Raw genomic sequence first — 16,745 nt, 5'->3', positions numbered from 1 at the left:
ATAACGGGTCTTCTATATTTTTCATAGCTTTTTACATACTACTTAAGTTAGGTGAGGATTACTGTGTTCAAAATTACCGCATTTCTTAAGCCGTACCGCAAGGAAGTGATTATCGGGCCAATCTTCAAGCTGCTGGAAGCGATTCTGGAGCTGCTGCTGCCGACCATTGTGGCGCTGATCGTCAACAACGGGATTGGCCGCCATGACAGCGGCTATGTGTACCGGATGGGCGGGCTGATGGTGCTGATGTCTTTGCTCGGTTTCGGCTGCTCAATGGTCTGCCAATATTATGCTGCCCGTGCTTCGCAGGGGTTCGGCACTTCGCTGCGCAATAAGATGTTCAAGCATATTTCGTCGCTGTCCTATGCCGAGCTGGACATCTTCGGCACGCCTTCGCTGATCAACCGGATCACAAATGATGTGAACCAGTTGCAGCTCGCGGTAGCGATGCTGATCCGCCTTGTCATCCGCGCGCCGTTCATCTGCATCGGGGCAATCATCATGTCGATGATTCTCGACTTCCGTTTGTCGCTGATTCTGCTCGCGGCGACTCCGGTTATTGGGGTGATTCTGTACTTCATTATCACACGCAGCGCGCCGCTGTACCGTAAATACCAGCAGAAGCTGGATCATATGGCGCTGGTGCTCAGCGAGAATCTGTCCGGCATCCGCGTGATCCGCGCTTTTGCCAAGAGCCGCAGTGAGAAGCAGCGCTTCGATGCCGCTTCAGAGGATCTGACGGCGACGGCTATCCGCGTCGGCCGCATTTCCGCCTGGCTGGGGCCAATGACCACGCTGGTGGTCAATGCGGCGATTATCGCCATTCTCTGGGCAGGCGGCATCCATATTGATGCCGGACGGCTGTCCCAGGGTGAAATTATCGCTTTTATCAACTACGTAACCCAGATTCTGCTGGCGCTCATTGTCGTCTCCAATCTGGTCATTCTTTTCACTAAAGCAGCCTCTTCTGCTAACCGTGTGAATGAGGTGCTGGCTGTTACGTCCTCTGTCGCGGATACAGGAAATCAGGTGCTTCCACCGGCAGATCAGCAGGCACCGGCGATTGCCTTCGAGCATGTCTCGTTCGGCTACAACACCACTGGTGAGCTGGCGCTGCACGACATTTCGGTAACCATCCGGCGCGGGGAGACGGTTGGGCTGATCGGCAGCACTGGCTCCGGGAAGTCAACCTTCGTGAACCTGATCCCGCGTTTCTATGACGCAGTAGAGGGCGAGATTCGGGTAGATGGCATAAATGTCAAGAATTACGGGCTGGAGCAGCTCCGGAGCAGAATCGGCATCGTGCCGCAGAAGGCGACGCTCTTCAGCGGTACGATTGCAGACAATATCCGCTGGGGCAAGCAGGATGCCACCTCTGAAGAGCTGATGCAAGCTGCTGCTGTCGCCCAGGCCGAGGAGTTCATTCAGAAGCTGCCTGAAGGGCTGGCTACTCCTGTTGCCCGGGGAGGCATGAACCTCTCCGGCGGACAGAAGCAGCGGCTGACCATCGCCCGCGCCATCGCCATGCGCCCGCAGATTCTCATTCTGGACGATTCCTCCAGCGCGCTTGATTTTGCTACCGACGCAGCGCTTCGCCGGGAACTCAAAGAGAACAGACGGGATGCGACTGTCCTGCTGGTCTCCCAGCGGGTGAGCACCGTGCGCCAGGCGGAGCAGATCATCGTCTTCGACGAAGGACGGATCGCCGGCATCGGCACACATGAAGAATTATTGAAGAGCTGTGGAGTGTACCAGGACATCTGTCAGTCCCAGCTATCTAGTGAGGAGGTGGGCGCGCGATGAATGCCGGAGCAACCTGGAAGAGAATTATTGTCTATACAAAGCAACATCGGAGCATCGCCATTGTCGCTGTGTTCTGTGCCATACTAAGTGTAATCGCCAGTCTGATTGGCCCGCTCCTGATTGGCCGCGCTGTGGATAAGATGCTCGGTCCTGGGCAAGTGGACTTTGACGGAGTTCTCTGGCTACTGCTGATCCTGGCCGCAGTATATATTGCCGGCAGCTTTTTTGGCTGGCTGCTTACTTATTACACGAACCGGATCGCCTATCAGACGGTTTATGATTTGCGGCGTGAGCTGTTCGACAAGCTGAACGTGCTGCCGCTGAAATTCCATGACAACCATCCCCAGGGAGACAGCATCAGCCGCTTTGTTAATGATATGGATGCTGTCTCGGATGGATTACTGCAAGGCTTCTCCACCCTGCTGACCGGGGTTGTGACCATTGCCGGAGCCATCGGCCTGATGCTCTACATCAGTCCGGTAATGACACTCGTTGTGCTGCTTTCGGCACCAGCGACCTTTTACGTCGCCCGCTTCATTACTACACGATCCCAGAAGCTGTTCCGGGAGCAGGCCAAAATTCTGGGCGGACTGAATGGTTATGTGGAAGAAATCGTAGGCGGTCAGAAGGTGGTTCAGGCATACCGGTATGAGGAGCGCAGCTTTGCCCGTTTCTCCGAGCGGAATAACGAGCTGTATCAAACCGGCGTCAAATCGCAGTTCTACGGCTCGCTGTCCAATCCAACCACACGGCTGGTGAACAATATTACCTTCTCGGTGATTGCGATGATCGGCAGCGCACTTGTGATCGGGGGACATCTCTCGGTAGGAGATCTCTCCAGCTTCCTGATCTATTCGAGCCTGTTCGCGAAGCCGTTCAACGAGATTACCGGCGTCATCACCCAGCTCCAGTCAGCGACAGCCTCGGCGCAGCGGATCTTCGCGATTCTCGACATGAAGCCGGAAACGCCGGATGCTGAAGGTGCAGATGTTCTGAGTGTAAGCCAAGGAACCATTACCTTTGATAAGGTAAGCTTTGCTTATACCCCTGAACGTCCGCTGATCCGGAACTTCAGCCTGGAGGTGAAGCCGGGTACACGCGTGGCGATTGTCGGACAGACCGGAGCCGGGAAAACAACACTGGTCAACCTGCTGATGCGCTTCTATGATGTGGACAGCGGCAGCATCAAGATTGACGGGGTAGATATTACTTCGATTACCCGCGACAGCCTGCGCCGTAATTTCGGGATGGTGCTGCAGGAGACCTGGCTGTACGGAGCGTCAATCCGTGATAATATTGCTTACGGCAAGCCGGAGGCGACGGAAGAGGAAGTGATTGCAGCCGCCAAGGCTGCGAACGCCCACAGCTTCATCAAGCGGCTGCCCGAAGGGTACGCCACGAAGATTTCCGGTTCAGGAGACAACCTGTCCCAGGGACAGAAGCAACTGCTGACCATTGCCCGCGTCATGCTTGTAGATCCGCCAATGCTGATCCTGGACGAAGCCACCAGCAGTATCGACACCTTGACTGAGGCGCGCATTCAGAAGGCTTTTCTGACGATGATCTCCGGGCGCACCAGCTTCGTGATTGCCCACCGGCTGTCCACGATCCGTGAGGCGGATGTGATTCTCTACATGAAGGACGGCGATATCGTCGAGAGCGGCACGCATGAGCAGCTCCTGGAGAGCGGCGGCCATTATGCCCGGCTGTATAACAGCCAGTTTGCGGCGGTGTAGCTTTGATGGATTAGGATTTGAAAAAAACAGCTTCAGCCTGGATATCCGATGATGTCCTTGGCTGAGGCTGTTTTTTGTGCGGAAACAACGGAGGAAATACGGTTGTTAGAGGTTGCGCTCCGGGTTTGTGCAGAAATAACTGCATAAATGCCGTTGATAGAGGCTTCGTGCCGGGTTTGTGCAGAAACAACAGCAAAATGCCGTTGTTAGAGGTCTTGTGCAGGGTTTGTGCAGAAACAACGGCGGAAATGCCGTTGTTAGAGCCCCCGGGCCGGAGGTGTTCAAACTTCCCACAGCTTCGCGACTTCTCCCTCGGCTTTGACTACCCCTTAGGAATACCCCTATACCGGGAAGGGGAGTACCCGGTGATTTTCTTGAACAGCCTGGAGAAATAATACGGGTCGGCAATGCCGACGGCGCTGCTGATCTCCTTAATGCTGAGGTCGGTCAGATCAAGCAATTGTCCGGCACGCTGCATCTTCATCCGCAGGAAGTATTCAATCGGCGGCAGTCCGCTCTCCTGTTTGAACAAATGGATTAAATGCTGCTGGGATAGTCCGGTATACCTGGCGACCTCCGGCAGCTTGACTGAGCTGCCCAGACGCTCTTGCATATATTGGATAGCCTGCTCCAGATAACGTCCGCGCTTCTTATCCCCGGCAGCTAGCCCGGTATGCAGCCCGATGCCGGACAGCAGGTGGCGCATAGTCTGGGAGATATGGACATGGGCCGGGAGCTGGTAGGTCCGGTCCATCAGCAGATCGAAAACGCTGCCGAACTCTTCGATGAGCCGGCCCGAGCTGCTGACAGGCAGCGCAAGCGGCCCTTGGTCCAGTCCGTACATTTGAATGAGGGACAGAACGTGGGCGCCTTTGAGGTGGAACCAGTATATACTCCAGGGTTCGGCTGCGGAGGCTCCATAACGGTGCGGCGTTCTGGCCGGGATCACCATGAGCTGATGCTCTCTAACCGTTATGAGCCGGTCATGATCTAGCTGAATCCAGCCTTCCCCTGCGGCGCAATAGATGAAAATATGAGAATCGCAGCCCTCCGGGCGCTCACGCAGGTGATGCTCGGCGCGGGGGAAATAGCCGATATCGCTAACGAAGAGGGAAGCGGTCAGCTCATGCTCGCCCAGCGCCTTAAGCTGTGATTCAGGCAGCACGAACAGCTTCTCCTGGGCAAAGCCATCTTTTTTCGGGAAGGGTTCTTGTTCCATAAAGTGTACCTCCTTGTGCTCCATCTATCTGCTTATTCCTTTAATGTCAGATAAGAATATAATCCATCATATCCCGCATTTCGTCAATTGGATCAGCGATTGCTCCCGGGTATATTAGAAGTAGCTTTTTAGAGAAAAACGTAAGTTTTGATGGTAGGTCAACGTGGAGAGCGCGTTATATCATAGAGAGAAATAGAATGTAACAAAGGAGCGGAGAATGATGATAGAGACGGCAGACAACCACCAGCCTAGCATTGATCTGCGGGGGATATTCAAGGATATCCGGCCGGGGACGCTGAAGCTCGGCGGGCATAACCCGCAGGGGGATGAAATCTCATTTACGAACTTTTATATGGAGTGGAACAGACGCCCGTTTTTTGGGATTTGCGGAGAGCTTCACTTCTCGCGGCTTGCCCATGACAAGTGGGAGGAAGGCTTGCTGAAGATGAAGGCGGCGGGAATTAATATTGTGGCTACCTATATTTTCTGGATTCATCATGAGGAGGAGCAGGGGGAATTCCGCTGGGATGGGGATCTGAATGTGCGGAGATTCGTCCAGCTATGCGCCAAACATGACCTGAAGGTGATTCTGCGTGTGGGGCCGTTCTGTCATGGGGAATGCCGCAATGGAGGGCTGCCTGACTGGCTGTATGGCCGTCCTTTCGAGGTCCGCTCGAATGATGAGGATTATCTGAAGGCAGTGAAGAAGCTCTACCAGCAGATCGGCGCAGAGACAGCAGGCCTGATGTTCAAAGACGGAGGGCCGATTATCGGCATCCAACTGGAGAACGAGTATATGCATGCGGGTGCGCCTTGGGAGATGACAAGCGGACAGTCGGGCGAGTTCATTCCTTCAGGGAGGGATGGGGAGGAGCACATGCGGCGGCTGAAAGAGCTGGCTGTGGAAGCTGGTCTTGTAGCTCCGGTGTATACCTCCACAGGCTGGGGAGGCGCGGCGGTGCTTAAGGATGAGGTGCTGCCGCTATTTGGCGGGTATGCCTACACACCGTGGAATGTGACTGCAGAGCAGCCGGAGCAGCCGCCAACGACTGAGTTTTTGTTCCAGGATTATCATAGCAATACCACGCCTGTTCCCGCATTTGAACCGCTTCCCTATGCACCGGAGGATTACCCTTATGCCTGCTGCGAGATGGGTGGAGGGATGCAGGCCTGGTATCTGGCCCGGTTCCAGGTAGCGCCGGAGACGGTGGAGGCGATGAGTATTCAAAAGCTCGCCGGAGGCTGCAACTTCATCGGCTATTACGTGTTCCACGGCGGCTCCCAGCCTGTCGGCAAGCATGCCTATATGAATGAAAGAACGAATCCGCGGATTTCGTATGATTATCAGGCGCCAATCGGTGAATTTGGCCAGGTCCGGGAATCGTACCGCCGGCTGAAGCTGATTTTCTCCTTCGCGCGCGCCTTTGGAGAGAACCTGTGCGGAATGGCTACGGTGCTGCCGGATAGTGCGGCGGGGCTGAAGCCGGAGGATGCCGGGCAAGTGCGTTACGCCGTGCGGGTGCGGAATGGCTCGGGGTATGTCTTCCTGAACAATGTGCAGGACCATGCAGAAATGAAGGATCATGAAGGCGTTTCCCTGAAGCTCGAATTGGACAAGGGTCCGCTGCGCCTGCCTGCATCCGGCGGATTCAGCTTGAAAAAAGGCGTGTCGGCGATTCTACCCTTTAATTTCCGCATGGGCGGCCTTTTGCTGAAATATGCAACAGCTCAGCCGATCACCTGCATCACCAAAGATGGCATTGCCGAGTATTTCTTTTTCACACCTGAAGGAATGTCCTCGGAATTTTGCTTTGATGAAAGCGAGCTGGCGGGGATAACTGCTGAGCAAGGAGCCATCCGTTATGAGGAGGGCTGTGCTTTTGCAGCTTTTGCAGAGGATAAGGGCGGAGTTGTGAAGGCAGTTACCCTGGCCGGTGAGACGGTGATTGTGCATTTGCTCACGCGTGAGCAGGCACTGAATTTGTGGGAGGCCGAGCTGTGCGGGGAGCGGAGATTGGTTTTGTCGGAAACCCCGTTCACGGTAAATGACGGTGAACTAACCTTCTACAGCCGTGGCAGCGGAAGCACCACATTTGCGGTGTATCCCTCGTTGCGGCAAGAGTTGTCTTCCAGCTTCGGCAAGATCCGCCAGTGCCCGGAGGCTGACGTTCACGGATTTACGCAATATGAGCTGGAGCTGCCGGATGATTCCTTCGAGGCAGAGCGCCAGATGAGCGGCAACCGCAAGGCTGCATTGACTCTTCCAGCGGAAGTGTGGGAGCATCCACACCTGCATGAGCTTTTCCTTGCCATTGACTATGATGGAGATGTCGGCAATGCTTCGATTAACGGGAAGCTGGCGGGCGATCATTTCTGGAATGGCGACATTTGGGAGCTGGGGCTGCTGCAGCATCAGAAGGAGCTGAGAGAGCACTCGCTGGATCTCTATATCGCGCCTGACCGGAGAGGCCAACTGGTGCGCAGCGATTCCGCAATGGCGGTTCAGATTACTTTCATTGGCCAGGAGATTGCCGAAATTCGGGAGACTAGGCTGATTCCTGAATGGAAGATCACTGTGAAACCGCTATCCAAATAATACCTGGATGAATCAAAAGTATTCTATTATGCTTCAATTGAAGTCCGCTAAGAACCAATCGCAGTCCGCCAAGGCGGTCTGCTTTTGCTATTTTTTCTGGAGAGTCAAGATCAGCCTGCACAAGAGACATAGCAAAGGGGGAGCAAGATGAAGCTGCTTATCGTAGACGATGAAGAGAGAACCCGGGAAATGCTGCGCAAGCATATCAATTGGGAGGAATTAGGAATCTATGAGGTGGAGACGGCACGGAACGGCCTGGTTGCGCTGGAGCTGTGCCGGAGCTTCCGGCCCGATATTGTGCTCTGTGATGTCCGTATGCCCAAGATGGATGGAATTGAATTCGCGCAGCGGCTCCGGGAGAGCGACGATTCGTGCAAGCTGCTGTTCCTGAGCGGCTTCTCGGACAAGGAGTACCTGATGTCGGCGATCCGGCTGCATGCACTGGATTATATTGAGAAGCCGATCAACCCGGATAAGGTTCAAAAAGCGGTCCAAGCCGCAGTGGAGGCCAGAAAGCTGGACAATAAGAAACGGCTGGAGAAGCGCCAGCTCCAGGATGCGTATGATGAAGGCCTGCCCTATCTGAGACAAGAGATGGTCCGCAAGCTGATTACTGCTCCCGGATCGCCGAATGTGCCGAAGGCTTTGGAGAGCCGGGAGACTTTTCTGCTGCCGCCGGAGGGGCCGTACACCGTGATCGCCTCGTCTTTGTATTGGCAGCCGCCGCAATATCCCGAAGATCCTAAGCTGGTGCAGGAGGCGGTGCTCCGGGGGCTGAACATGAGCGGGCTGCTGGCTTCGCTGCGGGGCATTTGCGGATTCGATTCCCGACATTTTCTGATCATTATTCTGCCAGGGGCCTACGGCAGCAGCTACCGGGATCAGCGGAGTGTACTGGAGGAATTGTATGCCGAAGTGGCCGGGATCATTGGCGGCGGCATCCGTTTCCGCATGGGGGCCGGAGAACCGGCGGAGCAGAGGATGGAGATTCCGGAGTCCTACCAGACAGCGCTGGATGCTTGCAGCCTGCATTATTACAATGAGGGCAGCAGGCTGATCTTTCCAAGCTCGCTTGGGGGCAACCGGGAGCTGGCGACGGACTGGAATGTGGTGCGGAATCTGCGTGAGCTGCTGAAGCGGGGCGAGCTGGAGGAAGCCCGCAGCCTGATCCGGAACTGGACGGAGCAAGCACGACAAGCCCGTGATCTGGACATAACGCGGCTGAATGATTCTTATTTCCAGTTTCTGCTGGTCATTCTCGATGTAGCGGTCCAGCTCGGCTTCACAGATACGGATGAAGATACGGAACGCCGGTATATCTGGAAGGAGATCGACCGGATTCCCGATTTGGCAAGCATGGAGAAGTATATTCTCTCCTTTCTGGACTTGTTCCTGATCACCCCCGGCCCAGAAGGCACATCCGCGAAGATGCGGGAAATCCTGCAGTATATTCACAAGCATTTTCATGAAAAGGGTTTCACGATTCTGGAAATCGCTGATAATGTGGCGCTGAGCGAGACTTATCTATGCTCCCTGTTCAAGAAGCAGCGGGGCGGGACGGTCAAAGAATATATCACGTCGCTGCGTACCGAGAAGGCCAAGGAGCTGCTGCTGGATAAGGAAATGAAACTGTACGAGGTGGCGGTGCGGCTCGGCTTTGCCGATGCCAACTATTTCACGACTTTCTTCAAAAAATATGCGGGCTGCACGCCCACGGAATACCGGGAGAGGATGGCGAAATGAGATGGAGACCCCGGAAGCCCTTCGCTGATTACAGCATACGCTATAAGCTGTTCGCCACCTATATGCTGGTAATCATCATTCCGTTTGTGTTGCTGCTCTATCTCCACCTGCGTCTGACCGCAAATGAAAATGAGAAGCAGGCACTCTATTCGGCCCGCAAAATGCTGGAGGAGACCAAATCCTATCTGCAATACCGCGCAGAAACCGTCAGGGAGGTGCTGAACTTCATCTCCTTCAATGATACGGTTCAGACGCTGGTGGCCGAGGACCCAAGACGGTATGAGGATGTCAACGTTTGGGGAACGGATGCCAACAAGCTCGCCCGCGTGCTCGGCCAATTCCGCTACAATTCGGATATTGAAACCGTGCAGCTTTATATGAAGCAAGGGCTGGCGTCGGCCACGGAAAATCCCGACTATATGAATTTGGGCAATGTGGAGAGCAGTGAATGGTTCAAGGATTTCATGGCCTCGCATTCAGCTTTTGCCTGGCTGCCTTCGTCCGCCTTCCGGTCGGAAGGGGATAGTGACAAGGTGTCCGTACTGCGCGTAATTCCGAACGCCCACAACATTCAGCAGACCGACGGCATTGTACGCGCCCAAATCTCCCAGAGCACGCTGCGCTCCGTCCTGAATCATGCCATTGCCACTCCGTCTACCTCCGTTGCGCTGTTCAATGACCACGGCGATATACTCAGCACCTCCGGCGGATTTCCCTATACGGCAAAGGATTTTACGGACATGATGTCCCGCGCTTCGGCGGATGGCGACACGGGCAACTACTGGACAGACCGCCTGGAATTTGGCGGAGAACGCATATTGTTCGGACTGCAGGCGATTCCCGAGACCGATATGAGTGTGGCGATGATTGTGCCTTATTCCGATATTCTGAAGTCCAGCAACAAGATGCGCAACCGGCTCATTCTCATTTTTGCACTGATTGTTCCGGTCACCTTCGTGCTCTCCTTCATTGTAGCCGGCTCGGCTACCAAACGTCTGCGGCGGCTGATTCTGCATGTGCGCAAGGTCAAGAACGGCAATTTCCGCATCGCTCCCCTCCCGGCCAACCATGATGAGATCGGCGAGCTGACCTACAATTTCAATGTGATGGTGGAGAATGTATCGCGGTTAATGGAAGAGACCTACACTCTGGGACGGGAAGTAAAGAACAAAGAGCTGAAAGCGCTTCAGGCGCAGATCAATCCGCATTTTCTGTATAACACGCTGGATCTGATTAATATTATGGCCATTGAATCCGGGAATGGGGATATTTCAAAAGTCGTGGACAGGCTGGCGTTATTCTACCGGCTTAGCTTGTCGAACGGGAGTGAGACCGTCACTTTGGACAGTGAGCTGCGGCATGTGGAGTCCTATGTGTCGATTCAGAATATGCGGTTTGGCAACGCCATTACGCTTACGCTTGAGATTCCGCCGCCGCTGCTGGATTGCGAGGTGCCCAAAATCATGCTCCAGCCCCTGATCGAGAACGCGATCCTGCACGGCATTATGGAAAAGGATTCGGAGACAGGCACGATTTGGGTGTCCGCCGCCGAAGAGAAGGGCGATCTTGTAGTGGATATCAGGGATGACGGCATCGGGATGGACGAGGAGACCCTGGCAACAATTCTGACCAAGACGGCCAGCAAGAGAACCGGCGGCTTCGGCATACGGAACATTCAGGAGCGGCTTCAGCTCAACTATGGGCCGATGTACGGATTGTCTTTTGTGAGCCGGCCGGGTGAAGGGACCTCTGTGCGTATACGGCTTCCCAAATTAAATGAAAAGTAAGCGCTAACACAGATTTTCGAAGAAGATCGAAACTTTGCCCCGTAGGTGCGTGTTCCCGAACATTTTACAATAAAGAAGGAGGAAGAGAAACCAAACTGAGGGGGCTGCTTAATGGGAACCAAGGTGGAACAAATTGCTGTAAAGAAAAAAAAGACAGCCAAAAATCGGTCGCCGCTGCGGGAGCTGCGAAAAAACTGGGTGCTGTATGCGATGTTTTTGCCGATTGCGATTTTCTTTATCATTTTTGCTTACATCCCGATGACAGGCGTGATTATGGCGTTCAAGGAATTCAACTATAGGGACGGCATCTTTATGAGTCCTTGGAACGGGTGGGAGAACTTCGATTATTTCTTTCAGTCCGGCAAAGCTTGGCTGGTGACGAAGAATACGATGATGTACAATCTCGTGTTTCTGGGAGCGTACACATTTTTCTCGATTCTGGCCGCCGTGCTGATCTCGGAGACGTATAATAAATTTTTCAAAAAAGCTGCACAGACATTTATGTTTCTGCCCTACTTTATCTCATGGGTCACCGTATCCGCATTCGTCTACAATTTTCTGAATTATGAGTTCGGGATTGTCAACGTGTTCCTGCGGAATATCGGGCTTGAGGCGATTGATATTTATTCGAACACCGGATACTGGTATTTGCTGCTGCCGTTCCTCTATATCTGGAAATGGGTCGGCTTCGGAAGTGTCTTGTATCTGGCGGCAATTGTCGGCATTGACCAGGAGATTTACGAAGCGGCGACCATCGACGGTGCAACACGGTTCCAGAAAATCATGAGAATCACCCTGCCCTTGCTCAAGCCGACAGTGGTGGTACTGGTTCTGCTCGGTCTTGGACGGATCATGCGCGGCGAGTTCGATATGTTCTATCAGCTCATCGGCAACAACGGTGCGCTGATGAATGCCACGGATATCATTGATACGCTGGTGTTCCGGTCACTTGTGGGTACGCAGGATTTCGGAATGGCCTCCTCTGTGGGTCTGTACCAATCCGTGCTGACGCTGATCATTATCCTGATCGCCAACTATCTGGTGCGCCGGTATGACAAGGATAATGCGCTGTTCTAATTAAATCGCAAGTAAGGGGTGAATAATCATGGAGAAAAATAAACTCAATTCCGCGCCTGTCTTTCAGGCCTTCTCGTACACGGTTGTCTCGTTGATTGCGCTGGTGTGTCTGCTGCCCTTTATCGTCCTGATTTCCGGTTCCATCTCCGATGAGAGCCAGGTGCTTGCTAAGGGGTATTCCTTTCTGCCGCGCGGCTTCTCGCTTGATGCTTACGCATTTATCTTCCGCAATCCCGGCGATGTGCTCTCCGGCTACCGGGTATCGCTGATCGTGGCCATAGTCGGGACAACGCTGTCACTGCTAATATCCACGATGGCTGCCTATGTGATGTACCGCAAGGAAGTGAAGTACCGCAATCAGCTAGCGTTCTTCCTGTTCTTTACGACCCTGTTCAACGGGGGGCTGGCCCCCTATTTTATCTGGATTACCAGCTATCTGCATCTGAAAAACACACTTGCGGTGCTGATTCTGGTCCCAATGTTCAACGTCATGTACGTCCTCATTCTGCGCAGCTTCATTCAAGGCTCCGTACCGGAGCCGCTGGTGGAATCCGCCAAAATTGACGGCGCAGGGGACTTCCGCATCTTCTGGCAAATGGTACTGCCGCTCTGCAAGCCCGCGCTTGCTTCCATCGGCCTGTTCACTATTCTGGCCTATTGGAATGACTGGTGGACCCCGATGATGTTCACCGACAAGGACCAGTACGTTCCGCTGCAATACCTGCTCTATAAAATGCTGTCCTCGATAAACATGTCTGCGGCGATGGCCCAGCATGTGTCCAGCATCGACACGCCGAAGGAAACGTTCAAGCTGGCCATGACGGTCATTGCCACCGGACCCATCGTCATCCTGTTCCCGTTCCTTCAGCAGTATTTCGTTAAAGGTATCACCATCGGCGCTGTAAAAGGCTGATAACCGGCCGGGCCGGTGCTACTTGGTTATGAATCCTGCAAGCCCGGGGATTTATATAGAATTGCCATCACTTAAGGGGGTATTAGAGTGAGAAAAGCAAAGAAAAACGTCGTGTTCATCCTGACGCTGCTGCTGTCGCTGTCCATGCTGTTAGCTGCCTGTTCCGGCAGCGGCAACAAGGCAAACACGGAAGCCGAGAGCACTGCAAACGCAGGCAGCAGCAATGCGCCGGCAGATCAGGCTGCGGATCAGAAGGAGGTTGTGCTGAAGGGCTATCTGCTCGGCGAAGCTCCGAAGGGTATGCCTGAGGTGCTGGCCGCACTCAACGAAAAGCTGAAGAAAGACATCAATGCCACCATCGAGCTGAATTATATCGGCTGGGGCGACGTGCAATCGAAATATCCGCTGGTGCTGGCTTCCGGCGAAGATGTGGACTTTATTTTCTCTGCGGACTGGAACTATTATGTTCAGCAGGCGACCAAAGGCGCTTTCTATGAGCTGAAGCCGGAGGATATCGCGAAATATATGCCGAAGAAATCGGCTACCATCAATCCGGCTGCCTGGGATGCCGCCAAGATTGAAGGTAAAATATTCATGATTCCAACGTCCACCCCGGACCGCAAGGTCAGTGTGGCTGTACTGCGCAAGGATATTATGAAGGAAGCGGGCCTCACCGAGGTGAAGCGTTTCTCCGAGCTTGGACCTTATCTGGAAGCGGTGAAGAAAAATCACCCGGATATGATCGGTCTAAATCTGGATTCGCAATTTGACCTGCCGACTCCTTACCAATATCTGCTGCGTGACAAGATCGGTTATCCGGGCGCACCAATTGATTCCGGCAACCCTATGGCCCAAGGCGTAGCTTATGACTTCGAAGATCCTACGGGCAAGCTCTACAGCATGGTGGAGGAGCCTTACCTGAGCGCACAGAAATATGCTGCCGGCATTATGAAGGACTGGTACGATAAAGGATATGTCAACAAAAACCCGTATTCGAACAAAATCCGCTCCAAGGATAACTTTGTGGAAGGCAAATCTGCGGTAGCGCTTGGCAATACCATTGACGTAGCGTCCATTATGGAAGCCGCTCAGGCCAAAGGTATTGAAACCTATGTGGTTTCGTCTTTAACCGCTGACGGCAAGGCACCGCAAAACTCATGGACTAACAACGGCATTTCCATCGCCGCTAACTCCAAAAATCCTGAGCGTGTAATGCAGGCCTTCGATCTCATTATGGAAGACCCGTCCTACGTATATCTCACTTATTTCGGTCTGGAAGGCAAGAACTATGCAATGACGGCAGATGGCAAAATCGGTCTTCCTGAAGGCGTCACTTCCGAGAACAATACGTATCCTCCGGACGCTGCGGGCTTCTGGTTCGTGAACAAGGACCTGTTCAAGCCAATGCAGAACTGGCCGCAAGCCTATATTGACCATCAGGAGAAGGTGAAGGATTACCTGACCGACTTTACGTTTAACGGCTTCACCTTTAACTCGGACAAAGTGAAGACACAGATTTCGAACCTCGCGAATGCCTCGACACAGTACGCCAATCCGATCTATATCGGTGCGGTCAAGGATGTCAACAAAGCCTTTGACGATCTGGCCAAAAACCTGAACAGCGCCGGTCTGGACAAGGTGAAGGCAGAGGTGCAGGCCCAGGCGGATGTCTATCTGGCTGGCAAGAAAAAATAAGCTCTGTCAGTACAGGTTAAAAGAGGTTGCAAAAACCGCCAAAGCAACGCTGAATAAGCTGCGCTTTGGCGGTTTTTTATGAACCTAATGCACCTTTTTAAAATGAATTAGTTGACCTCGTAATTATGGCCATAATTATTATCCCAATACGTTTGCCCGCCAGTTGTATACGAAATCGAATATTTAACATCTGTAGCACCAGGGACATTGAAACTGTAGTTCCATCTTTCAACACTATTGAAATTATTCAAGGAGCCATTGTAAGTAGCGTAGCCCTCATGAGTCGTTGCCCAGTTGTCCGTTGAGTACACTACTTTTACAGTTTTCGTCGGATTCAGGTTTTTAACATAGATGGTTCCGCTGAATTCACCATTGCTCAGAGTACTATTGGCGTTAAGCACATTTGGTGATCCCAAAATAACGGAACTCAGGGGAACTGTACTATTGACTTCATTATAATAATTCACTCCCCCGTTGTTATCCCAATAGATCTGGTTATTCACTTCGTATTTAATTGCGAATTTTATGAAGCTCAGATTCTTCAACTCGGAATGATCTGTTGTAGAACCATTTGTGGAAACGATAAAATGCCATTTCTCATGGTTTACTTCCGTCGGCCCTACATAATTCGCACTCGTATCAAACCAATTTGTGTTATCTGTTGTGTAATGGACAGTGACATTTTTCACCGGTCCCAGATTAGCAACATCAATATTTCCGCTGAATCCGACATATCCAGGTTTATAAATAACGCTGACATCCGAGTCAATAAGCTTGACCTCATCACCGCTGGCAAATGCCGATCCCACAAAGGATACACCAAAAATCAGAGTAAACATCATCAATCCGGCAAATAGTTTTTTCATTGCTTTCATTGTACTCTCTCTCCTCTAATTTTAAATTTTTTTACCTGGGTCCTGAGCCGACAAGGATAACGTTCATACGTTTGCGCACTTTTTTGTGTTTTCATCCCTCCTTAACTTTGAAACCAAGCTGTAATTCGTGGAATGTTAATAATTTCCTATAAACAGGATAACTTTAACAAAACATTATGTATATAGTAAATAAGTAACATTTATATACATTGATATATGGGATATTCTGTCATAAAAGGTCAAAAAAACAGGAAGGCGGTACAAAAAAAGTCCCCTAAAGGCTGCCGACATTTGCCCCTGGGGATTCTATTAATTATAAAGCAGATAAGCAAATCCAGTTAAACTAAAGGCTATTCCGGCGCTCCGGCGGGTTTTAAAGCGGGGGTATTAGGAATCATGCATCCGTTTGCGCATCACTCCCGGTGTGCATCCGTAGGCCGCCCGGAAGACGCGGATGAAATAGTTGGTCTCCATGCCCAGATGCAGTGCGATATCCTGAACCGGAGTATCGCCATTCTCCCTCATCATCTGCAGCGCCCGTTCCAGGCGCAGATTCTGCAAATATTTGTGCGGCGTAATGCCATACTCCTGAACGAACAGACGCTGGAAATGCTGTACGGAGTAACCTACGGCAGCCGCGAGATTTGAAACCAGCAGCGGCTCGGTAAAATGCTCGTTGATCAGGCCGACTGCCTTCTGCAGCGCCTCGTTGCGCACAGCTTCGAATTCGAGCCGGTTAGCGGAACCGGCTGTCTGAGCCGTGTGGCGTAGCAAGAGCAGCAGTCTGTAGAGCGTAGCGGACAGCTCCAGCATGGTCCGTTCATCCTGGCGGCTTGCCTGCTGGTTCACCGTATGCCAGATGCTGCCAATCTGCTCCCAGCATTCCTCGAAGTTCTCCGGGTGAAACGGGGCGGAAGGGAGGTAACCGATGCCTTCCAGTAGGTCATGAGACATCTCGCCGTGGAAGCCGATGAACCCTACATGCCAAGGATCGTGCGACAGCGGATAATATTCATGCCCTCTGTCCGGCGGATAGGCGAAGGCCATTCCCGGTTCCAGAATCGTTTCATTGCCGGTGACAAGGTCCCGGAACAGGCCTCTGCCGCTGCGGATCAGAAAGACCTGGTATACGGGAAAGCCGCCGGGGCGCACATGGTGGTATTGGATATGACGTCCAACGGAATAAGGGTACAGCGGGTATCTGTTCAGGTCCCGCGGCAGTTCAATCAGAGAGAAAGGGAGAATGATGCTTCACCTCATATTCATTTTGTGCTAGTAAATCGAGAGTATATTCCTACTGC

11 protein-coding genes are annotated in these 16,745 nt (G+C 52.7%); 8 read left to right on the top strand and 3 right to left on the bottom strand.

Going from position 1 to position 16,745, the window contains the following annotated elements:
* The first annotated feature begins 63 nt into the window (after window positions 1-63).
* Together ACX1DY_RS02220 and ACX1DY_RS02215 are read left to right on the top strand one after the other, a co-directional pair.
* Entirely contained in the window at window positions 64-1,803 is a 1,740-nt protein-coding gene (locus ACX1DY_RS02220; RefSeq protein ID WP_458962563.1) for an ABC transporter ATP-binding protein, read from the top strand.
* Entirely contained in the window at window positions 1,800-3,539 is a 1,740-nt protein-coding gene (locus tag ACX1DY_RS02215) for an ABC transporter ATP-binding protein (RefSeq protein ID WP_458962562.1), read from the top strand. The genes ACX1DY_RS02220 and ACX1DY_RS02215 overlap by 4 nt, the downstream gene beginning before the upstream one ends.
* 322 nt (window positions 3,540-3,861) lie before the next feature.
* Here ACX1DY_RS02215 and ACX1DY_RS02210 read toward each other — a convergent pair whose 3' ends face one another.
* Window positions 3,862-4,758, bottom strand: coding sequence for a helix-turn-helix domain-containing protein (locus ACX1DY_RS02210; protein ID WP_458962561.1), 897 nt, complete (start codon window positions 4,756-4,758; stop codon window positions 3,862-3,864).
* A gap of 217 nt (window positions 4,759-4,975) precedes the next feature.
* On the opposite strand from ACX1DY_RS02210, the gene ACX1DY_RS02205 reads away from it, so the two are divergent.
* The 6 genes from ACX1DY_RS02205 (at window position 4,976) to ACX1DY_RS02180 (ending at window position 14,569) form a co-directional block, all read left to right on the top strand.
* A complete protein-coding gene (locus ACX1DY_RS02205) occupies window positions 4,976-7,354 on the top strand; it encodes a beta-galactosidase (protein WP_458962560.1) in 2,379 nt (792 codons plus the stop codon).
* 147 nt (window positions 7,355-7,501) lie between these two features.
* Window positions 7,502-9,097: a response regulator gene (locus ACX1DY_RS02200; protein ID WP_458962559.1), complete on the top strand. Its 1,596-nt coding sequence runs from the start codon at window positions 7,502-7,504 to the stop codon at window positions 9,095-9,097.
* Complete coding sequence (locus ACX1DY_RS02195) at window positions 9,094-10,884, top strand: cache domain-containing sensor histidine kinase (RefSeq protein WP_458962558.1); 1,791 nt, start codon at window positions 9,094-9,096, stop codon at window positions 10,882-10,884. The genes ACX1DY_RS02200 and ACX1DY_RS02195 overlap by 4 nt, the downstream gene beginning before the upstream one ends.
* Window positions 10,885-10,995: 111 nt before the next feature.
* The gene (locus ACX1DY_RS02190; RefSeq protein ID WP_458962557.1) at window positions 10,996-11,961 is read left to right on the top strand and encodes an ABC transporter permease; all 966 of its coding nucleotides are present in this window, start codon (window positions 10,996-10,998) and stop codon (window positions 11,959-11,961) included.
* A 28-nt stretch (window positions 11,962-11,989) separates the two neighbouring features.
* Complete coding sequence (locus ACX1DY_RS02185; protein ID WP_458962556.1) at window positions 11,990-12,874, top strand: carbohydrate ABC transporter permease; 885 nt, start codon at window positions 11,990-11,992, stop codon at window positions 12,872-12,874.
* 87 nt (window positions 12,875-12,961) lie between these two features.
* Window positions 12,962-14,569 (top strand): DUF3502 domain-containing protein, encoded by a 1,608-nt coding sequence (locus ACX1DY_RS02180; RefSeq protein WP_458962555.1) that lies wholly within the window; start codon window positions 12,962-12,964, stop codon window positions 14,567-14,569.
* 107 nt (window positions 14,570-14,676) lie between these two features.
* On the opposite strand, the gene ACX1DY_RS02175 is transcribed toward ACX1DY_RS02180, so the two are convergent.
* Together ACX1DY_RS02175 and ACX1DY_RS02170 are read right to left on the bottom strand one after the other, a co-directional pair.
* A complete protein-coding gene (locus tag ACX1DY_RS02175; RefSeq protein WP_458962554.1) occupies window positions 14,677-15,444 on the bottom strand; it encodes a hypothetical protein in 768 nt (255 codons plus the stop codon).
* A gap of 387 nt (window positions 15,445-15,831) precedes the next feature.
* Window positions 15,832-16,638, bottom strand: coding sequence for a helix-turn-helix domain-containing protein (locus tag ACX1DY_RS02170; RefSeq protein WP_458962817.1), 807 nt, complete (start codon window positions 16,636-16,638; stop codon window positions 15,832-15,834).
* Window positions 16,639-16,745 lie beyond the last annotated feature (107 nt).

Source organism: Paenibacillus sp. BAC0078 (assembly GCF_054483875.1).
This window is presented reverse-complemented; position numbering and strand designations above follow the sequence as displayed.